General features: G+C 35.7%; 17 protein-coding genes and 1 pseudogene. 8 read left to right on the forward strand and 10 right to left on the reverse strand.

Translation table 11 applies throughout. From position 1 onward, the window contains the following. Positions 1-45: 45 nt before the first annotated feature. Both mmuM and SSP_RS10860 read right to left on the reverse strand, forming a co-directional pair. Positions 46-951 (reverse strand): homocysteine S-methyltransferase, encoded by a 906-nt coding sequence (mmuM, locus tag SSP_RS10855; protein ID WP_011303804.1) that lies wholly within the window; start codon positions 949-951, stop codon positions 46-48. Beyond that, positions 952-2289, reverse strand: a complete 1338-nt coding sequence (locus tag SSP_RS10860; RefSeq protein WP_002484114.1) for an amino acid permease — start codon at positions 2287-2289, stop codon at positions 952-954. It lies immediately after the preceding gene. Between the two features lie 289 nt (positions 2290-2578). Here SSP_RS10860 and SSP_RS10865 point away from each other — a divergent pair, with 289 nt between their 5' ends. From SSP_RS10865 to SSP_RS10875, 3 genes are all read left to right on the forward strand, one after another. Continuing rightward, positions 2579-3823, forward strand: a complete 1245-nt coding sequence (locus SSP_RS10865; protein WP_011303805.1) for a Glu/Leu/Phe/Val family dehydrogenase — start codon at positions 2579-2581, stop codon at positions 3821-3823. A 352-nt stretch (positions 3824-4175) separates the two neighbouring features. Continuing rightward, positions 4176-5120 carry an agmatinase family protein gene (locus SSP_RS10870; protein WP_011303806.1) on the forward strand — a complete coding sequence of 315 codons (945 nt, stop codon included), beginning with the start codon at positions 4176-4178 and terminating at the stop codon, positions 5118-5120. A gap of 17 nt (positions 5121-5137) precedes the next feature. Next, entirely contained in the window at positions 5138-6358 is a 1221-nt protein-coding gene (locus SSP_RS10875) for an Nramp family divalent metal transporter (RefSeq protein WP_011303807.1), read from the forward strand. A gap of 132 nt (positions 6359-6490) precedes the next feature. On the opposite strand, the gene SSP_RS10880 is transcribed toward SSP_RS10875, so the two are convergent. Continuing rightward, complete coding sequence (locus SSP_RS10880; RefSeq protein ID WP_011303808.1) at positions 6491-6958, reverse strand: SRPBCC family protein; 468 nt, start codon at positions 6956-6958, stop codon at positions 6491-6493. A 125-nt stretch (positions 6959-7083) separates the two neighbouring features. After that, entirely contained in the window at positions 7084-8712 is a 1629-nt protein-coding gene (locus tag SSP_RS10885) for a ribulokinase (RefSeq protein ID WP_011303809.1), read from the reverse strand. A 198-nt stretch (positions 8713-8910) separates the two neighbouring features. Between SSP_RS10885 and SSP_RS10890 the strand changes: the two genes are divergently transcribed. The 3 genes from SSP_RS10890 to SSP_RS10900 are packed head-to-tail and all read left to right on the forward strand — an operon-like array spanning position 8911 to position 12065. Further along, positions 8911-9975, forward strand: a complete 1065-nt coding sequence (locus tag SSP_RS10890) for an alcohol dehydrogenase catalytic domain-containing protein (RefSeq protein ID WP_011303810.1) — start codon at positions 8911-8913, stop codon at positions 9973-9975. 26 nt (positions 9976-10001) lie between these two features. Beyond that, positions 10002-11243: an MFS transporter gene (locus tag SSP_RS10895; protein ID WP_011303811.1), complete on the forward strand. Its 1242-nt coding sequence runs from the start codon at positions 10002-10004 to the stop codon at positions 11241-11243. A gap of 39 nt (positions 11244-11282) precedes the next feature. Further along, positions 11283-12065 carry a DeoR/GlpR family DNA-binding transcription regulator gene (locus SSP_RS10900; RefSeq protein ID WP_011303812.1) on the forward strand — a complete coding sequence of 261 codons (783 nt, stop codon included), beginning with the start codon at positions 11283-11285 and terminating at the stop codon, positions 12063-12065. A 253-nt stretch (positions 12066-12318) separates the two neighbouring features. Here the strand turns inward: SSP_RS10900 and SSP_RS13235 are convergent, their stop codons facing one another. Both SSP_RS13235 and eda read right to left on the reverse strand, forming a co-directional pair. Next, positions 12319-12903, reverse strand: a complete 585-nt coding sequence (locus tag SSP_RS13235; RefSeq protein ID WP_011303813.1) for a PfkB family carbohydrate kinase — start codon at positions 12901-12903, stop codon at positions 12319-12321. Positions 12904-12906: 3 nt separating this feature from the next. After that, positions 12907-13523, reverse strand: a pseudogene (gene eda, locus SSP_RS10910) (bifunctional 4-hydroxy-2-oxoglutarate aldolase/2-dehydro-3-deoxy-phosphogluconate aldolase). A 137-nt stretch (positions 13524-13660) separates the two neighbouring features. Between eda and SSP_RS10915 the strand changes: the two are divergent. Continuing rightward, positions 13661-14605: a LacI family DNA-binding transcriptional regulator gene (locus SSP_RS10915; RefSeq protein WP_011303815.1), complete on the forward strand. Its 945-nt coding sequence runs from the start codon at positions 13661-13663 to the stop codon at positions 14603-14605. Positions 14606-15451: 846 nt separating this feature from the next. On the opposite strand, the gene cidR is transcribed toward SSP_RS10915, so the two are convergent. The 4 genes from cidR to isaB (SSP_RS10935) form a co-directional block, all read right to left on the reverse strand. Then, on the reverse strand, positions 15452-16327 hold the full coding sequence (gene cidR, locus SSP_RS10920; protein ID WP_002484126.1) for a cidABC operon transcriptional activator CidR: 876 nt from the start codon (positions 16325-16327) through the stop codon (positions 15452-15454). Between the two features lie 56 nt (positions 16328-16383). Next, positions 16384-17256, reverse strand: a complete 873-nt coding sequence (gene bla, locus SSP_RS10925; protein WP_011303816.1) for a class A beta-lactamase — start codon at positions 17254-17256, stop codon at positions 16384-16386. Positions 17257-17439: 183 nt separating this feature from the next. After that, positions 17440-18024: an immunodominant staphylococcal antigen IsaB family protein gene (gene isaB, locus SSP_RS10930; protein WP_011303817.1), complete on the reverse strand. Its 585-nt coding sequence runs from the start codon at positions 18022-18024 to the stop codon at positions 17440-17442. Between the two features lie 43 nt (positions 18025-18067). Next, on the reverse strand, positions 18068-18652 hold the full coding sequence (gene isaB / locus SSP_RS10935) for an immunodominant staphylococcal antigen IsaB family protein (protein ID WP_011303818.1): 585 nt from the start codon (positions 18650-18652) through the stop codon (positions 18068-18070). Positions 18653-19129: 477 nt separating this feature from the next. On the opposite strand from isaB (SSP_RS10935), the gene SSP_RS10940 reads away from it, so the two are divergent. After that, positions 19130-20512, forward strand: a complete 1383-nt coding sequence (locus SSP_RS10940) for a GntP family permease (protein ID WP_011303819.1) — start codon at positions 19130-19132, stop codon at positions 20510-20512. Positions 20513-20630: the final 118 nt, after the last annotated feature.

Here is a 20630-nt window from a genome sequence, read left to right on the forward strand (position 1 = left end):
TTCACATACGATGAACGTACCTTTGAACAAATATTTTATAAGCACTTATTGCGTTTCTATAGCCTCTTTAATAGATTTAATGTTCTCTGGTGTTGTTTGACAACACCCTCCAATAATCTTGACGCCTTGGTCTAACCAACCAGGTATTTGTTCAACAATTAAACCTTGATTACCTACACTTTCCCATTCTTTCTCCACTGCATTGTACTGTGCACCGCCATTAGGATAAAGCGCTATTGTTTGAGGTACATTTTTCAGTCCTTTGCTTATAGCTTTATTTATACCCGCGACGGATGAACAATTAATACCAAACACCGGTATGCGTTCAGCATATTGCTTAATATAAGCACATAACTTTTCAAATTCTGTGTCATCAGATAAATCACCGTCTTCATTAACTGTGACAGATAACCAAAATGTCTGATTTGTATAATGTGGCACAATATATTCAACAATCGCTTTAATTTCCTCGAAATTAGGCACGGTCTCAAATACAAAATCATTGATACCTCTTTTAACCAATGCTTCTATACGCGTTTTATGGAATTGAAAATAATCTTCCTTACTTAAATCGTATGCACCTGTGTACTCAGAACCATCACTTAAATAGGCACCGTATGGCCCTAAGCTACCCACGATAACTTGTGTATCCGTCGTGGCTTCCATAATTTGATTTACTGCAGTATTATATAGCTGATCTATTTCAGTTGCCTTCATCCCAATATCAGAAAAAGTTTGGTAACTCGCTTGATACGTACTTGTAAGCAATATGTCTGCCCCCACATCCGTAAATGCTTGATGTGCTTGTTTAATTTGTGTAGGGTTATTTTTTAAAACTTCACTGGACCATAATGAAGTTTTCAAACTACAGCCTGCTTGTTCTAATGTTGTTGCCAAACCGCCATCTAGTACCAATGGCGATTGAGCTTTCAATTTTTCTAATAACCGCATTTAATTACCTCTTTTCTTATGATACTTAATGAAATAATATATGAGTGCTATGACAGCGAATGGTACACCGAAATAAAGTGCAGGTGCCTGATTAGAATCAAAAACCATTCCTATACATGAAACTAAACATAAAATAAATCCTATAATAGGTATAGATTGATGAATTTTAAGGCTAGGATCATACCTTTTAGCATTGAAATAAGCAACACATATACTCATCCACACGATGACTACAGCGAGTCCTGCAATGGACACCAGCACAACATAGAGTGAATCCGCTGCATAGATGCTTGATAATAAAGCCAACAGACCACCTACCATACTAAATAATGTTGCGTTGATAGGCATGCGATATTTATTCAACTGTCCGAACCATTTTGGAAATACCCCTTCATTGGCTAAACTCCATATCATTCTACTTGCTGCATATAATCCAGAATTAGCGGCAGATAATAAGGCTGTGATAATGACTAGATTCATGATATCTCCAGCGTATGGTATCCCCATTTTTTGAAAGATGACTACAAATGGACTTTCCAAAGATTTCCCTTGATAACTTGGAATTAAAATAGAAATAATAACCATTGTACCGATAAAAAAGATAATTAAGCGCCATAAAGTTGCACGTATCGCTTTAGGAATGACTTGTTTAGGATTTTCAGTTTCTCCCGCAGCAATACCGATCAATTCCGTGCCACTAAATGCGTAATTCACTGCTAACATCGTTAAGAACACCGCACCTATACCATTAGGAAAAGTAGGATTCGTATATCTGTTAGTCACTGTATGTATACCTTCATAACCATTGTAATGTATCAAACCTAAAATGACACATATGCCTAAGATAATAAATACAATAATAGTAACCACTTTAACTAAAGAAAAATAAAATTCAACTTCTGCATAAAAGCGTGTCGATATGATATTAAAAATTAATACTAATATAATTGCACTTGCAGCAAAGATATATTCAGGTATTTCTGGAAACCACCTTTGCATCAAAATACCCACTGCTGTAAATTCAGAACCTAATGCTACTGTCCAGGTCAACCAATAAAACCACGCAACAATGTAGCCAATAGATGGATGTATATATTTACTCGCATATGTATGAAAACCACCTGTCACAGGGTGTTTAATAGCCAATTGTCCTAAACAAAGCATGACGAGATAAACAAGTATTGAACCTACTATATAAGATAAGACAGTCCCTAGAGGTCCAGCTTGTTGTAAAGTATACCCAGAACTTAAAAATAATCCTGTACCAATAACGCCACCAAAGCTTAATAACATGAGATGGCGCTGCTTCATGGCACGTTTAAATGATGTTTGTTCCATTGAATGTGCTCCTTATCTTTAAGTACTCAATATAGATTTTTGATATAATTAAACATTTTATTGATTTCTGAAAATTTAGTCAATAGTAAGTTATAGTATCTTTGATATCCCACTGCTAAATTATTAATTGAGTTTATTCATCCAGCTTAAAAGAAAGCGCTATTACATTAACTGAATTTTCAAACTTTTATAAAAATTCAGATCTTTGTATTGCTTTTCATTCTCAACGCTATTAACATAAACTATGTATCACTTTAAATATCTAAGTAATAAATAGAGGAGTTTTATAATGACAGAATATAATGACTTAGTAACTTCTACTCAAGAAATTACCAAAGAAGCTTTACATAAATTAGGTTTTGATGAAGGTATGTACGAACTTATAAAAGAACCTTTAAGATTTTTAGAAGTCCGCATCCCTATTCGCATGGATGACGGTACTGTAAAAACGTTTACGGGCTACCGTGCCCAACACAATCATGCTGTAGGTCCTACTAAAGGTGGTATTCGTTTCCATCCTGATGTTAATAAAGAAGAAGTCAAAGCACTATCTATGTGGATGACTATGAAATGTGGTATCACTAACCTTCCATTTGGTGGCGGTAAAGGGGGTATTATTTGCGATCCACGACAAATGAGTAACCAAGAACTAGAGCGTTTATCTCGTGGCTATGTTCGTGCAATTTCTCAATTTGTTGGTCCCGAAAGTGACATTCCAGCACCAGACGTTTATACAAACCCCCAAATTATGTCTTGGATGATGGATGAATATAGTAAGATTAATCGCTCAAATGCGTTTGCATTTATTACAGGTAAACCACTTTCATTAGGCGGTTCACAAGGACGAAATCGTGCAACTGCATTAGGTGCAGTAATCACAATTGAAGAAGCGACCAAGCGTAAAAACATTGACATTAAAGGCTCTCGTGTAGCAATTCAAGGTTTCGGTAATGCGGGTAGCTTTATCGCAAAAATTTTACACGATATGGGCGCTAAAATTGTAGCTATTTCTGAAAGTTTTGGTGCATTACATGATTCTAATGGGTTAGATGTAGACCGACTCGTTGAATTAAAGGAACAACACGGCCGCGTTACACATTTGTATGACAACGTTATTCCTAATGAACAATTATTTGAAGTCGATTGCGATATTTTAGTTCCTGCCGCACTTTCAAATCAAATTAACGAAGTGAATGCACATCATATTAAAGCAAAAATTATAGCAGAAGCCGCAAATGGCCCAACGACACCAGAAGCAACACGTATTTTAACTGAGCGCGGCGTCTTAATTATTCCAGATGTGCTTGCGAGTGCTGGTGGTGTAACAGTATCTTATTTCGAATGGGTACAAAATAATCAAGGTTATTATTGGTCAGAAGAAGAAGTAAACACAAAATTACGCGATAAAATGGTTGAAGCGTTTAATACGATATATGATTTAGCAGAAGATAGAAAAATGGATATGCGTTTAGCTGCCTATGTCTTAGGTATTAAACGAACTGCCGAAGCATCTCGTTTCCGTGGTTGGGCATAATTCCTATATATTAAGGGACTATATCCGACGAATAATCAAATGATGTATTGTTATCAATCAAATTTTCATAATATACTTAACTTAGCTATGAAGTCATCTATGACGCGAGATGACTTCATAGCTTTTTTGTTATAGCATCTAAGTGTTTTCCATATTCGCTGTATTTATTGCGCTTCATTGTTATATCTGAGGTTCACTTTTTTATTTTAAGCTGCTCCATCACACCTTCATTGCTATCCTCTTAATATTTAAGTATATCTTCACTTTTCAAAAATTAGAATTTTCTGATTTATTTGAAATACAAATTAATAATCTATATACTTATTTACAACAAAAGGGAGGATGTACAATTATGAAGAACAATATTTATGGTAATGTACCGTGTTTTTTAAATAGTAAGAATCTCAATCAGACAAATACATTAGATACAGACGTCATCGTTTATGGCGCACCATTTGAAGGTGAAAGTACTTGGGGCGATTATACGGGTGTAGAATTGGGCCCGAAACAAATTCGTGTTTGTTCAGCTCGCTATAGTCAATATTTACCTGAGCTCAATCACATTGATATCAGTGAACACCTAACGATGGGAGACGTTGGTGATGTGCCCTTTGTAGCACACGATAATAAACAAAGTTACGACAATATTAGTGATTTCGCTAAAAAGCTTTGGGATAGTGGTAAATTCTTAGTTGGCTTTGGTGGAGAGCATGGTGTGACATATCCAATACTGAAAGCACTAACGGAAACAGGCAAAAAAGTAGGCATCATTCATTTAGATGCGCACTATGACAACATGCCTGATTACGAAGGTGAACCTTATGCGCGTAACACCCCTTTTATGAGACTTTATGAAACGGATGGTATACGCAACGAAAGTATTATTCACACTGGTATACACGGTCCTAGAAATAAGCCTGAAACTGGTCGCTTCGCACAAGAAGCTGGTGCAGTAACTTTAACTATTAATGATATTCGAGCGGCTAAAGACTTGAAAACATATGCACACGAAATCTACGCGCAAGCGAGCAAGGATGTAGATGTTGTCTACCTAACTATCTGTAGTGATGTACTTGACTTCGCCTTTAATCCTGGTGGTCCTGTCGATGGTAATGGGTTATCTTCTTATGAACTCCTTACGATGATTCATGAATTCGGAAAACTAGGGCTTGGTGGCATGGACTACGTGGAAGTATATCCTATGATGGATGCCAATCAAAACTCAGCTCATTTTGTCTCTACAGCAGTGTTATATGTACTTGCTGGCCACGTCGCTTATTTAAATCAAACAAAATAATTTGAGGAGTGGTGCTATTGTTTAAAGAAGCTGGGAAGATTTTAAGATCACTCGGTCCCGGAATGATTATCACTGCCTCATTTATCGGTCCAGGTACAGTGACCACAATGACACAAGGTGGTGCCGGTTTCGGTTATAGTTTATTGTGGGCCGTTGTATTTTCTATTGTAGCCACAATTGTGCTGCAGGAAATGATCATTCGCTTATCTCTCGTCACACGTGAAGGTTTAGGTGAAGCAATACAGGATTTATTTAAACATAGAATCGGTAAACTTATCATTGTATGGTTTACATTAATAGCAGTTACAATTGGTTGTGCTGCCTATATCAGTGGTGACTTAATCGGGACTTCGTTAGGTGCTTCTTATTTATTAAATTTACCAGAGCATTGGGTAGCACCTGTCATCGGTATCATCATTTTACTCATTGGGTTATTTGGCAACTATCGTTTTTTAGAAAAAATTATGCTTGTACTTATGGTTATTATGGGCATTATCTTTATTACTACGATGATAGTAATTCAACCAGATATTGTTGCTATTTTAAAAGGTGTGTTTGTGCCTACAATTCCAAACGGATCTATTATCACAATCATCGCACTGATAGGAACTACCGTGGTTCCATACAATTTCTTTATACATTCAACTGCAGTACATGAACGTTTTGGCAATATTAAAGAATTAAAATATGCACGTTGGGACACCGTCATTTCAATTTCTATTGGTGGTATTATTTCAGCAGCTATATTAATTACTGCTGCTACTTTAATACAAGGTAAAGAAGTGACAAGTGTGATTCAACTCGCTGGTCCGCTTGAACCTGTACTTGGAAATGCAGCACCATTCGCCATCAGTATCGGATTATTTGCAGCTGGACTCTCTTCAGCTATTGCATCACCTGCAGGCGCCGCTGCAACGATCAGTAGTTTATTAGGTTGGCAAGGCGGGATGCAAAGTAAGAAATATAAGACTGTTTTTACGATCATCATCATTATCGGTATTATTACTTCAGCTTTAGGCTTTGAACCGCTTCAAGTGCTACTTGTGGCCCAAGCATTAAATGGTATTATCTTACCTATTGTGGCCATTCTTATTTTCATCATAATTAATAAGAAAAACTTGATGGGTCATTACGTAAATACGCTATGGCTCAATATAATCGGGGGTATTGTGGTACTTGTCGTTACATTCTTAGGCCTTTATAGCTTGATAGATGCGATTTCGAGTTTTATGTCTTAAATATTCAAAAAGCCCAAGTTGAGTTATTGAAAACTTAACTTGGGCTTTTAAATCTCAAATTAGGCAAAACCTATTACCTTCAACTTTGTCACTACTTATAAGTACTTTCTAAAAGTGACTTCACTGTAAATATTAACCTTCACATAGCTGTTTTAATCGCTCAAACATCAAGTTATAGCCTGTTTCCATTTCTTTTTTGACTTCTGTCTTATCCGCTTCGAAATCGTTTGTGTCGCCTTCAAAAGGAACTTTGATGCCTTGGTTAAATTTAACTTCTGTTGCTCCTGTTAAATCAACAAATTCAACAGTGATGATATCTTCTAACTCACTAAATTGAGGCATTTTAAATGAAAACGTCAATTTATAAGGACTGACAATATCTATATACGTGCCAATTGCTCTATATTCAACGCCCTCTCTGACATCGATAATTTCCCAGTCTCCATTGATTTCAAATTGATTCTTGGCAACTTTATTCGTTTCTTCTGTTGTCATAAACCACTGTTTAAAAAGACTCGGCTTAGTCCAGGCACGAAACACTTCTTCTACTGGTGCATCTACTTTAAACGTCATGTCTAAATTTACAATTTCCCATTCCATTATCAACATCTCCTTCAAGTGTAATACGTTATTATTTAATTACCTCTTTTTCAGTGCACAAACCAAAATGATTTTCCATTCATGATTGCGGTCGTTGATTTTAGTCATATCACTCTTATAAAAACTTACATTAATGCGCTCACATTACGCATAATACGTGCTTTTTTATATCCCAGTAAATCATGTAATTCTTTATAGGCATTGAATAATTTTTTATAAATTAAGACCTGTGCATGATCTGGTTCTACTTGATATAAAACAGGTTCTTTCATTGCTTGGATAGCTGAAGAAAAATTAGGATGCGCACCGCCACAAATCGCACCTAAAATGGCTGCTCCGATAGCTGGTGCATACTCACTATCAATAACTGTAATCTTCTTGTTCAATACATTTGCGTAAATTTCCATTAATAAATGATTCTTTTTAGGTATACCACCACAAGCAAAAACGCGTTCCACTTCCATTTGCCAACCTTGATATTGTTGCATAATCATTTTTGTTCCAAATGCTGTTGCTTCCATATATGCACGATATATATCTTCATGTTTCGTTTGTAAACTTAAGCCAAATAGACTCCCTTTCAAATTACTATCACTTAACACACTCCGATTCCCATTATGCCAGTCCAAAGCGATCAGACCACTTTCTCCAGGATAACGCTGACTTGCTTTTTCATTAAGTAATTCAAAAATTGAAATTCCTCTATCTTCTGCCGTTTTTACATATTCATATGGGGATTGATTAGCTACATATTCAAACAAATCACCAACTGCTGTTTGTCCTGCTTCGTATGCATATAAATCTGGTATAATGGCACCTTTAACTGACCCCGAGATACCAGGTACTTTATGTTGCTCTTTATTCAGCATTAAATGACACGTGCTTGTTCCCATAACCATTGTCATTTCTTTATCTTTTTCAGCACCAATACCTAGTAAACTTGAGTGCGCATCTATAATGAACGGACTTACTACCGTTTCAGGTGAAAGTCCTAATTTATGTGCCATCTCTGCACTCACTGTACCGACACTTTCACCTATACTGACGATAGGCGCTTCTACTTTCGTGCGTACAATATCTGATAGATTGTCATCCACTTTATCAAATAAATCATAATGAAAGCCTGTAGATGATTCCCAAAAAGACTTAAAGCCCAAACCACAGTTAGATCGAACATTTTCACCAGTAAGTCGATTCACAATCCAATCCCCAGCTTCCATAATATCAGCCGTTTCAGTCATGACTTCTGGCGCTTTATCATTCACTTCCATAATCTTAGGAATCATCCATTCGCTACTCACATTAAATCCATAGTATCCTAACCAGCGATTCTTCTCTTCTATCGCAGTATTAAACAATAGATCTGCTTCTGCCTGAGCGCCATGATGCTTCCATAATTTCACATAAGCATGAGGATTGTTATAAAATTTAGGATTGTTATGCATTGGTTCCATCTGGTCATCTACAAATATGACTGTGGAAGAAGTGAAGTCTATACCTATACCAACAATATCCTTTGCATCTATATTTGTTTTTGCCAAAATTTCTGGTATCCCTGTTTCAATGACTTCCATATAATCATTCGCATTTTGTAATGCATAACTTTGTGGCAGCTTGTGTCCATTGAGTTCACCTTCAATTGTTCCATGGGCATATGTTTGTACATATTGACCTATGATTTCTCCATTCTCAGTGTTCACCAAGAACACTCTTCCTGAGCCAGTTCCAAAATCTATCCCTATACTGTAAGTCATAATTTATCCTCCAGTTCACTATAAGAAAACGCTTTCCTAAATCATAATGAAGATAGTTATAAAAATCAACACAAACATTCATAAAAATACATAAAGAAACATAAAAAAGCATTATAATCATTGACAAAGCATTATGTAAGCGTTTACTATTAGCCGTACAAACATAAATGAACATAAATATAAAGGAGTTGCGCAAATATGAAAATCGAATCGAACGCTTTTCGCTTAATCGAACCTGGCGTATTCAAAAAAGATACCCTTACGCATGATTTCGAAGAGAAAGATATTATCGTCAAACCTACAAAAGCAAGTGTCTGCCATGCAGATTTACGTTATTATACTGGCAATCGTCGCCCAGAAGCACTCGCAAAGAAATTACCTATGGCACTCTTTCACGAAGGTATCGGTATCGTAGAAGATTCTAAACATCCTGATTTTCAACAAGGAGATAAAGTTGTCATTGTACCAAATATCCCTTCTCACTTACGTAAAGGTACATATCCAACGACTTCATTCCAAGATAATTATGATGAAAACGCCGTATTTATGGGCAGTGGATTTGATGGTATATGCCAAGATCGCATGGTGGTGTCTGGCGATAATGTCGTAAAAGTTCCAACAGATTTAGATGAAGATGTCGCATTACTTGCTGAGTTATGTTCAGTATCACTGTTTCCAATCAATCAACTTGACGAGATAACAACTGAAACGTCCCCACAAGTTGCAATCTTTGGAGATGGTCCAGTCGGTTATTTAGCAGCAACTGCCTTACATTATATTTATGGTATTGATAAAGCAAATTTAATTGTATTTGGTGCAGTTCAAGAAAAACTAGCTGCCTTTGAAGACTTTGCCACAACACATCTCGTATTTGACTTCGATTTCAATCAGTATCGTGGCGTACATACTGTTTTTGAATGTACGGGTGGTAAATTTTCAGAATCTGCAATTAACCAAGCCATCGATTTGATCGATAGACAGGGGCATATTGTATTAATGGGTGTCACGGAAGAACGCGTTGGTATTAACACCAGAGATGTTCTTGAAAAAGGTCTGACATTTTCGGGTAGTTCACGTAGTACAAAACGTGAATTCGAGCAACTCATTCATGCCTTTAGTAATAAACAGTACCAACAAGCGTTGAGACAATTGATTCCAGAGACTTACTATCATATTCATGATACTTCAGATTTAAAAGAAGCCATGGATGATACTGCAGCACACAAAGGATGGAAAAAAACTTATTTACAATATCATTGGTAAACAATGACTGAAAAGGTGGTATATAAATGAATCATTCGAATTCGATTTTAGGCATGCCTCGCCAAATTGTATGGGGCTATATTGGTATTATCATCTTCATGATGGGTGATGGTTTAGAAATTGGATGGCTAAGTCCATGGCTACACGGTCACGGCTTTTCGGTTCAAGAAACAAGTTTACTCTTTTCTGCATATGGCGTAACAGTTGCATTAGCAAGTTGGCTTAGTGGTGTATTTGCCGAAGCACTCGGCGGTAAACGAACAATGATGCTAGGGTTAACCTTCTATATTATTGGTACAATTTTCTTTGTCGGATTTGCAATTCCATCACAAAATCTTGCGCTCATGTTACCTGCATACGCACTTAGAGGTTTAGGTTATCCATTATTTGCTTATTCCTTCTTGGTCTGGATTTCTTACCGTTCAGAACAAAAGACACTCGGTGCAGCCGTAGGTTGGTTCTGGTTTGTATTTACCGGTGGCTTAAATGTATTAGGTGCGCTTTATTCTATTTGGGCAATTGAGTATTTAGGCCATATCAATACATTATGGAGCTCATTATTCTGGGTGGTACTCGGTGGATTCTTCACTTTAGTCTTGAACAAAGACAAATTGCCATCTAATCAAGGAAGTTCAAAAGAAAAATTAAAAGAAATACTTAAAGGCATAACGATTATGAAAGATGAACCGAAAGTATTATTAGGTGGTATCGTTCGTGTGATTAATACGACAGCACAGTTTGCCTTTCCAGTCTTTTTACCAATCTATCTTTCATCATTTGGCATACCCACTTCGAAATGGCTTGCGGTATGGTCAACGATTTTCGTTGGTAACATCATCTTTAACTTAATCTTTGGCATCGTCGGAGATAAAATTGGTTGGCGCAATACCGTCATGTATTTCGGTGGTATTGGCAGCGGTATTTCTGTTTTATTAATGGGTTATGTCCCTATTTGGACAGATGGTAACATTGTCCTATTAACTGTAGTCGGATTCTGTTGGGGTGCGTTTATCGCTGCTTATGTACCATTATCCGCATTGATCCCATCACTTGTTAAACAAGATAAGGGTGCGGCTTTGTCTGTACTTAATTTAGGTGCAGGATTACCTGTATTTGTCGGACCCATGATTGTCTATTTATTCATTGGCAGCATACAAGCAATCGGCGTCATTTGGGTACTCGCAATTCTATACTTTATTAGTACGATTCTGACTTACTTTATTAAAATGCCAAAGCATATGCAAAGTGGCGAACATGAAACAGCATAGCTATTTGAAAATTTAATCATCATTTAGGAGGCGTCGTCGATGTTGCCAGCTGAACGCGAACAATTTATCATTACTTTTTTAAAAACCAATAAAAAAGCGACCATTCATGATCTAGCGCTTGAATTCAATGTACATGAAGCGACCATTCGTCGTGATTTAAATAAGTTAGAGCAATACAACCAGATCAAGCGCACGCATGGTGGCGTCGTGTTGAACGATTCAGAAGTATGGGATGAATTGAATTTTGATGATCGTGAAACAAGTTATTATGATGAAAAAGTAGCAATTGGTCTTAAAGCAGCGGAATTCGTAGAAAATGGAGACACCCTCTTCATTGATTCGGGATCGACGACCATTCACTTTGCACGTGCACTTACACAAAAAAGTAATTTAACAATCATCACGAACGACATTCACATCGCTTCGATTTTAAAATCAACTGCCAATCAGATTATCGTCACTGGAGGCATTTTATATCAAGATAATTATTTACTTAATGGCATGATTACAAACGAAACATTAAAATTATTTAACCCTTCTAAATTATTTTTAGCGACGCCTGCAATTGATTTAGAAAAAGGGATTACACATTTTAATGACACACTTGCTTCTACTAAAATACAAATGGTGAAACAAGCTAAAGCCGTTTATGTGCTCACTGATAGCTCTAAATTTGATAAAGTAGCACTTTACAATGTTTGTTCTAGCGATACAATTGATGTCCTAATCACTGATCAAACCAACAAGAACATAGATTGGCAAGCTTACGATAACCACTTCAAACATTTAATTACGGTTCATGCAGAAGCACATCCTGAGTAATTTTGCTGAAGCATAATTACTGAAATATTTTCATAAAAAGTGAATGCATAAGATATGAATATCTAGGTTCATCATAGAAAGCATTTCATATTAATCTCTTTTATCAATTGATTTATGCTGACTACTGCGGAAATAGCACTAGCCGCAGACTACAGGCTAAGGCTGGACTCGCGGATAGCGTGCATAAAAAACTGCCAACAAAGTCTGAGAGGACCCATCCATTACAAATAATGGATGGGTCCTCTCTTTATATTTAAAACGTTTCAACATCTGAGAATTGAGATAAGTATAGTTGTTTATATTGACCATCATGCTGCATTAATACATCATGACTTCCTTCTTCTAAAATTTGACCATCTTTAATAAAGATAATACGGTCGACATCTTTAATCGTCGATAATCGATGTGCAATAATTAAAGACGTTCTGTGTTCTGAAAGTTTTTTAAACGCTTTTTGAATTTTATTTTCTGTTTCAATATCTAGCGCACTCGTCGCTTCATCTAAAATAAATGTTGAATGCTCGCGATCATAAATCACCTTCCCACTTCGAAAACCAAAGCTTTCTTCCATATAATATGTTCCCATGCGTCCGTCTACATGTTGTATTAACTGTGTTCCAACGCGTGATTGATACATTTTTTGTAAAGCTAATTGCCCTAAAGCATGATTTGGTAGGGCCGTTAACATCTCAGTTGCGTGTCCAAATTGAGCTAGTGTTACAAGTGCATTTAATTCTGCACCGCCCACGTTTACCCCCAATGTATTGGCATCTTTAAGCTGTTCATAATTAGGCGGGGTATAGCGCAGTAATACTTCGCCAAATCCATATACCGTCATAAATTATCCCTCGCTTTTTAATTCTGCTACGTATTGCTCTAATGCGGCTTTACCTTGTTGCTGATAGATTTTCGTGATTTCACTACCTATACCTACTGCAAAGCTACCTGCATCTAACCATTCTTTTTGGTTATCTTTACCAACCCCACCTGTAGGTACAATTTCAATTTGTGGTAGTGGCCCTTTAAGTCTTTAATAGATTTAGGTGAAAATTGTGTTGCTGGGAATAATTTTAATACTTCACAACCATAGCGTAATGACTCAACCATTTCTTTTACTGTCATACATCCTGGAATATATGGTACGGCATAGAGATTAGCAATTTTAGCAGTTTCTTTATCAAAAGATGGACTCACAATAAACTGAGCACCGTTTAAAATTGCTGTTCGTGCAGAAACACTATCGAGTACTGTCCCCGCTCCAATCAATGCATCATCTCGTTTTGATAATTCGGCAATGATATCTATCGCATTCGGCGTTGTTAACGTCACTTCAATAATATTTAGCCCTTTATCAATAATCGTATTGGCAATATCTAAAAATGATGCTGCATCATCTGTACGCATGACTGCGATATGTTGCCCTTGTTGAATTGCTTTCATTGTCTCTGTGGATTTCATCTTGTCATCGCCTTGATAGAATTTTAATTTTTTGAAAATAACAACGTTGTTATTAATGTTCAAAAAAATATTGTAACGCTTACCTCTATGGTATAATTAATTCTAACTTAAATCAATCTATTTCAAGGAGAAATTTTATGGCAGTAACGTTAAAAGATGTTGCCGAAGCCTGTGGCGTAAGCTATTCCACAGTTAGTAAAGCATTAAAAAATTCCCAACTTGTTAAACCAAATACAAAACAAATGATTCAACAAAAAGCGCTTGAAATGAATTATATTCCCAATCACTCCGCAAGAGCACTCGTTTCTAAGAAAAGTGGTACGATTGGATTGATATGGCCATCTGTCGACCGTGTTGCCGTAACTCACCTCATCACTGAAATTAATTTAGCCATTAAATCCTTAGGTTATGTCATGTTTGTGTCGATTGATGATGTTGCTGCCGCTTCGAAAAAATTTGTCGAATTTGGCTGTGATGGCATTATCATTTTTGATGAGGATGAAACAACGAACTTACCTCCAGAAATTTACAACAATGTACCCGTCGTAGCATATGGCGTTGATCGTGATATTCCTTATCCAATTGTTAATGTAAATCACGCAGAAGCAATGATTATCGCCATTAAGGAATTACTCGCAAAAGGTATTGATCGTATAGATTATATCGGTGATATTCACACCAATGACGCGCGCCAAATTGCTAAAAAAGATGCCATTGCAAATTATTGTGAACAGCATCACATCCAATATCGTATGATTGATTCGAGCGGATTAAATGCGATTGAAGCCGAGACCTCAGTGAAACACTTTCTTCAGGAATCATCGTTGGCACCTGGCGTTATATGTGGAAGCTACGATATCACAGTAGGGACGATCAACGCTATGGGATCTGATGAACAGCCAATCATATACTCTTACGATAATATTCCACAAATTAAAAAAATTGATTATCCTGTACAAGCAATTGGTGTACCTACTGCTGAAATTGCACAACAAGTTGTTGCTATCTTAGATAAAGTAATTAAAGGTGAACCAATAGAAAATACCTATCACCTACACCCATCATTAAGTCATAATCAATAATTGAGTTTACCATTGCTAACATCCCTCATAAATAAATGAGCCCAATACTACATGGACAGTGTAGTGATGGGCTCATTTATTTGAGAAATATTTATCATATCTAGAGGGTTATTTCTTTTTTATCGCAACAAAAATATAAGTTTTTAAAATATTTACATGCCTAACTTCATTTTGGTTAAAGTACGTATGAGACATCAATCGATGTGTGTAGCGATAACTCGATAGGTAACCGTCACATACCCAAATATTGTTTTTTTACATATAAATATTAAAATAAAAGCTGTCTGTATACATATGAAAGATAACATTTGTAGATCCTATCATGTTAAAGACTAAAGATTGTATCGAAACATAGCCACCAATGATCGTTTTGGTTGAGGGGGTTTAAGTTTTAATTTTGGGAGAAAACTTAGGTTATTTGGTTTCAACTTATATTTCGTGAACATGATATTAACAAACATTATCCAGAGCTCGATAATTTCTTCGCATAAGGGGTTACAAAGCAATATCAAATTTAATGCCATCACACCGTCTCTGTGTCATGCAACATTCATCCGTTTCATCATATGCTTACAAGCTTACTTAGTATCTTTTTTAAGTTATGGAGTCTGACATGTATCACGTTTGTTTTATATACTGTGTATCTATGCTGTTTGACGTCATAAACCCTTCGTGAAGACTTACGTTAAAGTATTTGTCTGCTTAGGTAATCAGTGCACATAACCCTCTACAAACCCTATTATAATACGCCACGACCTATGCGCAAAATACATAGTTGGAATAATGAAAATTCCCTATCAGCATACGTAATTTTGGATGATTTCATATCACGTTAATTATATGGCATTATCTATAACTTTTTAAAAAGTTAATCCATTCGCGCGTGACGTAATTGATATAACTTTCCTTTTTCCAAATGATACCTAAGTTCCAATTCACATCTGCACCCGTTATTTCGATACCAGTGATATCTTTATTTAAAATACTCACAATACTCTCAGGTAAGATACTCACTCCGATACCATCTAAAATCATATTTTCAATAAACGTGATTTGTGCCATTTTCGCTACCACTTTTGGATGGAAGCCTACTTTTCGACAGCTCTCAATAATTTGATCTTTAATATAATAATCATCATGAAACATGATAAAACGTTCATTCTTCAAATCTCCTAAATATACGGCGGATTGCTTTGCATACTTAGAATTTTTATCAACTACGAGCATTAATTTCTCCTTATATAAAGGGACTGCGTGATAAATGTCATCGTCGACTGGCAATGTTGTAATACCAACGTCAATTTCATCATTATTTAAATAAAATTCAACCGCTTTACCGCCGCCTTCAACTACTTCATACGTCACATTCGGATACATACTGTGAAATTGATTCAAACTTTCTGTGAACAAACGTACATCCATAATTGCTGAGACGCCTAGCCTGATATGACCACGCTCTATGTTTGTGACATCATCCATTTCAAGTGATAAATCATCTAATATCGCTAATGCTTCTACGCACTTATCGTAAAATATTTGACCGATATCGGTTAAAATAATATGTTTCTTTCTTCTATCAAACAACGTGACATTAAATTCGTCTTCAATACTTTTAATATTTTTACTAATTGTAGACTGTGCAATATATAAATGTTTTGAAGCCCGAGTCATGCCACCATTTTTTACAACTTCAACAAAATATTTCATTTGCTTAATTTCCATTTTAATCTCCTCTGAATTACCCTTTGTTTAACTTATAATTATACGCCTTTATTGCGCTACTTTAAATACTTAATCACTTCTCTGGCAGAATCTGAAATTACTTTATCATTAGGTTTCGCATCTTTTTGATCTTGTTTGGAATAAATTGCTAAAATAATTGGCTTATCCTGTCCTTTAGGATAAATAAAAGCAAGATCGTTACGTGTTGCATATGTTAAAGCTTGTCCGCTTTTGTCACCAACTGTATAACTGTTAGGCATGCCCGCTTTAATCAAAGTATCACCTGTCTTATTTTCTATCATTGTTTGTTTTAACAATGATAAGTTAGATTCATTCATTTCATTACTAGTTAAAATACTATTTAGCGTTTGTGCAGCAGCTCGTGGTGTCGTTGTGTCTGCCTTGCTATTTGGATCAAAATAATTTAATTCTGGCTCCAATCTTTGTGGTTCCGAAACATCATCACCTAATTGCACCAACTCATGTTTTAAACCGTTGACGCCACCCAATTCTTGCATAATTTTATTATTTGCCGTGTTATCACTCTGCAACATAGATGCTTTAATTAAAGCCTTTAATGACATTGTTTTACCTATGTATTGTTCAGTCACTGGTGAATTTGCCACAATCTCTGATTCATTGATTTCAACTTTTTTATTCAATTCTGATGGAGCTACTTTATTCAATAATATACCACTGGCTATAGCTTTATATGTTGACGCAAAAGTAAATCGCTCATCCGCATTATGTTGATATGCTTTGCCATTTTCCGTATTAATCCCATAAATCCCTACTTTAGTATTGTATTCATTTTCTATTTGCTCTATATCTTTAGCAAAAGTTGTATTATGCATCGATGATAAGCCTATTAAACACACACTACTCAAAACAAACGCAATAAACCATTTCTTTATATATTGATTTATCATTGAAAATCCCCTTTTTTTAAATTTAAAAATTTTTATCTATTTATAATTATAACTTTAATATCTTTATTAAGAAAATCATAAAAAGCGAGAAAGAAACCAAATATTCACATTTGATTTCTCAATCTCGCTCATAAACAAATACTTAAATGACTCGTATATGACTTGGGCTTTCCGATACAATCATTAATCTTCAAAATTAATCATTATCTTCATTAATTTATCATTTTTATCAAAATATGCTGTGTATATACCTGCATTGGTTTGATATTCTAATAATGTGCCTTCGTCTGCTTCACCTTTATTAACAATTTGATTAGAGACATGTGCTTCTTTAAATGTATCCTTAGATATTGTATTAGGTTTTGTTAAAAATGTAATACCGACTACTTCATCGCTACTATTGAAATCAACAGTTGTATCGTAAACTTGTTCACTGCGAACAGGTTCTCTATCTGTATGCGGATTAACCTTGTAGCCATTAATTGTCACATTGTCATATTTTAATGCACGCACAAAATTATAATCTTGCGTGAAGGACGGATCATAAGTCGTATAACCTTCGTAGCTATACCAAGGTGTTTGTGCTTTCAAATCTGTTGTACCTTGTGTACTTGCACCACTAGCGCCACCCTCACCATGCCCCCATTTTTGTACTTGCTCTGCTGCTTGCGTATCCGTGTTATTCGTTGAAATATAAGCTGCTGAAGATCCGACAACAAGCGTCGATACAACGACGGTTGCTGAAAGTAATTTCCCTACTTTGTTCATTTAATCTCACTTCCAATCATTATAACCATTGTTTAGATACCTTTTATTGTCCGATTGTCACTTCCATTAATCTGTCATTTTGATCAAAGAATGCTATATAGAAACCATCATTCGTCGCATATTTGACATATGAACCATCTTTATTACCTAATTTACCTTCCTCGGTAATTTCATTAGATGCATGCGCTTTTTTGAATGTCGCTTTAGATACTGAATCTGGTTTCGTGAAGAAAGTGATTTGTACGACTTCGTTATCACTATTAAATTCTACTGTCGTATCATAAACTTTCTTATTATGGTCAAACTCTTTCTTAGCATCTGTATCTACTTTATAACCATCAATTGAAACGTTGTCATATTTTAATGCACGCACGAAGTTATAATCTTGTGTGAAGGACGGATCATAAGTCGTATAACCTTCATAGTTATACCAAGGTGTTTGTGCTTTTAAATCTGCAGTACCTTGGGCACTTGCACCGCTTGCGCCACCTTCACCATGGCCCCATTTTTGTACTTGCTCTGCTGCTTGTGTATCCGTACTATTCGTTGAAATATAAGCTGCTGAAGATCCGACAACAAGCGTCGATACAACGACGGTTGCTGAAAGTAATTTTCCTACTTTACGCATAATAAATCACTCCTCATTTTTTGAATCCCTTTTGGCGAAACATGAGCAATACATAATGCATTCAAACACTAGTACATCAATTCATCCCTATTAGCAAGTTAACTTTCATATTACGAGAAAGAAACCCTAAGCAAAGTTACATTTACATATGATATAGACACATACAATGGATACGATTTCTATAAGAAAATAAATGAATTATTTCTAAATCACCCCTTAGTCTGTATTTCCCTATTGACAAAAGTGTAATAATTCACTTTAATCATACACCAAATATATATAATTGCAAGAATATATAAGATATTTAATCAACTCATTCACCTTTCCTATTATTATAATGAAAGCGGTTTATTGTCATTATGATTAATTTGTTTTAAAATGAATCTCATAGTCTGAATTAATTTTTTTAATAAATCATATTTTATCGATAAACACAAATCGTTCTATATCGATACTATACATAAGGGGGAGCTTCAAGTGACAACACAAGACTATCAACTATTGATTATTACAGTGATAAGTATTTTATTTCTCATCTTTTTAATCACTTCAAAATTAAAATTCCATCCACTACTTGCATTACTACTAACCGCAATCTTTGTCGGTTTCACTTCTGGATTAGACATTGATAAAATTGTTAAATCTATAGAAACTGGGGCTGGTTCAACACTCGGTGAAACGGGCGTAACCATCGCGTTAGGTGCCATGCTAGGTAAGATACTTTCTGATTCAGGTGCCAGCGACAAAATTGCATCTTCGATACTACACAATGCGTCTTACAAAAAATTACCATGGATGATGGCGTTAGCTGCGTTTATTATTGGGATTCCAATGTTTTTCGAAGTTGGTTTAATTATGCTACTGCCACTGATTTTTACAATTGCTAAAAAATTAGAAGATGAACATAAAATGAAAGGATCAGCCTATGTAGCCATCGGTGTGCCTGTTATAGCGGCATTAGCAACGATGCATGGTATGGTGCCACCACACCCTGGACCACTAATTTCAGTGAATCAGTTTGGTGCGAATATCGGGATAACTATGGTACTTGGTGTCATATGTGCAATTCCAACCATTATCATTGCTGGTCCACTTTACGGTAAATTTATTACACCACGATTATCTGTGAAGCCAAATCAAGATTTGTTAAATCAATATACGAATGACAACAACGAAAACACTCAAGCACCATCAACATTCATAGCCTTTTCTACTATATTAGTTCCAGTGATTATGATGTTATTACATGCCATTGCTGGTATCTTTTTTGGAGAAAAAACATTACAATACAAGATTTTCGAATTCTTCGGAAGCCCAATCATCGCTATGTTTGTGGGTGTCCTTTATGCCATTATCGTTCTCGGCTATTTAAAACATCGCGACACACAAAAAATTCGAGATGCTTTAGGTAGTAGTTTGAAACCTATCGCCGGTATCATGCTAATCATTGCGGGTGGTGGCGCATTCGGTCAAGTCCTTGAAGATTCTGGCGTAGGTACGGCAATTGTTCACCTTGCAGACAATTTCTCATTATCTGCATTATTAATGGGATGGGTCGTTGCTGCATTATTATCTATATCAACAGGTTCCGCAACCGTTGGTATTGTTGGCGCAACCAATTTACTTTACCCATTGATTCAAGCAGATCCAAGTATCAATAAAGAATTATTAACGATCGCTATTGGTTCTGGCTCTTTATTCTTTAACTACGTAAATCATGGTGGCTTCTGGTTAGTCAAAGAATCCTTTGGTATGTCTATGGGAGAAACATTTAAAACGATTACGATTGTACAATCCATTGTCGGTATTTGTGGTCTGATTATGGTACTACTCTTGAATGCTATTATTGGTTTGTTTTAACGCTAAAAAAGCAATTATCAAAATAAAGATAATTGCTTAAGACTGTCGATAAAGTCTCAGACTTTGTTGACAGTTTTTTTAGTTTACTTTATGTTCAATCGCTTTAAAAATGACAAAT

The organism is Staphylococcus saprophyticus subsp. saprophyticus ATCC 15305 = NCTC 7292 (genome assembly GCF_000010125.1).
GTDB classification, from domain to species: Bacteria; Bacillota; Bacilli; order Staphylococcales; family Staphylococcaceae; genus Staphylococcus; species Staphylococcus saprophyticus.

What these genes read in the sequence shown, in the direction of transcription:
- mmuM (WP_011303804.1), bottom strand. Translation starts at nt 951, where the DNA reads ATGCGGTTATTAGAAAAATTGAAAGCTCAATCGCCATTGGTACTAGAT.
- SSP_RS10860 (WP_002484114.1), bottom strand. Translation starts at nt 2,289, where the DNA reads ATGGAACAAACATCATTTAAACGTGCCATGAAGCAGCGCCATCTCATG.
- SSP_RS10865 (WP_011303805.1), top strand. Translation starts at nt 2,579, where the DNA reads ATGACAGAATATAATGACTTAGTAACTTCTACTCAAGAAATTACCAAA.
- SSP_RS10870 (WP_011303806.1), top strand. Translation starts at nt 4,176, where the DNA reads ATGAAGAACAATATTTATGGTAATGTACCGTGTTTTTTAAATAGTAAG.
- SSP_RS10880 (WP_011303808.1), bottom strand. Translation starts at nt 6,958, where the DNA reads ATGGAATGGGAAATTGTAAATTTAGACATGACGTTTAAAGTAGATGCA.
- SSP_RS10885 (WP_011303809.1), bottom strand. Translation starts at nt 8,712, where the DNA reads ATGACTTACAGTATAGGGATAGATTTTGGAACTGGCTCAGGAAGAGTG.
- SSP_RS10890 (WP_011303810.1), top strand. Translation starts at nt 8,911, where the DNA reads ATGAAAATCGAATCGAACGCTTTTCGCTTAATCGAACCTGGCGTATTC.
- SSP_RS10895 (WP_011303811.1), top strand. Translation starts at nt 10,002, where the DNA reads ATGAATCATTCGAATTCGATTTTAGGCATGCCTCGCCAAATTGTATGG.
- SSP_RS10900 (WP_011303812.1), top strand. Translation starts at nt 11,283, where the DNA reads ATGTTGCCAGCTGAACGCGAACAATTTATCATTACTTTTTTAAAAACC.
- SSP_RS13235 (WP_011303813.1), bottom strand. Translation starts at nt 12,903, where the DNA reads ATGACGGTATATGGATTTGGCGAAGTATTACTGCGCTATACCCCGCCT.
- SSP_RS10915 (WP_011303815.1), top strand. Translation starts at nt 13,661, where the DNA reads ATGGCAGTAACGTTAAAAGATGTTGCCGAAGCCTGTGGCGTAAGCTAT.
- cidR (WP_002484126.1), bottom strand. Translation starts at nt 16,327, where the DNA reads ATGGAAATTAAGCAAATGAAATATTTTGTTGAAGTTGTAAAAAATGGT.
- bla (WP_011303816.1), bottom strand. Translation starts at nt 17,256, where the DNA reads ATGATAAATCAATATATAAAGAAATGGTTTATTGCGTTTGTTTTGAGT.
- isaB (WP_011303817.1), bottom strand. Translation starts at nt 18,024, where the DNA reads ATGAACAAAGTAGGGAAATTACTTTCAGCAACCGTCGTTGTATCGACG.
- isaB (WP_011303818.1), bottom strand. Translation starts at nt 18,652, where the DNA reads ATGCGTAAAGTAGGAAAATTACTTTCAGCAACCGTCGTTGTATCGACG.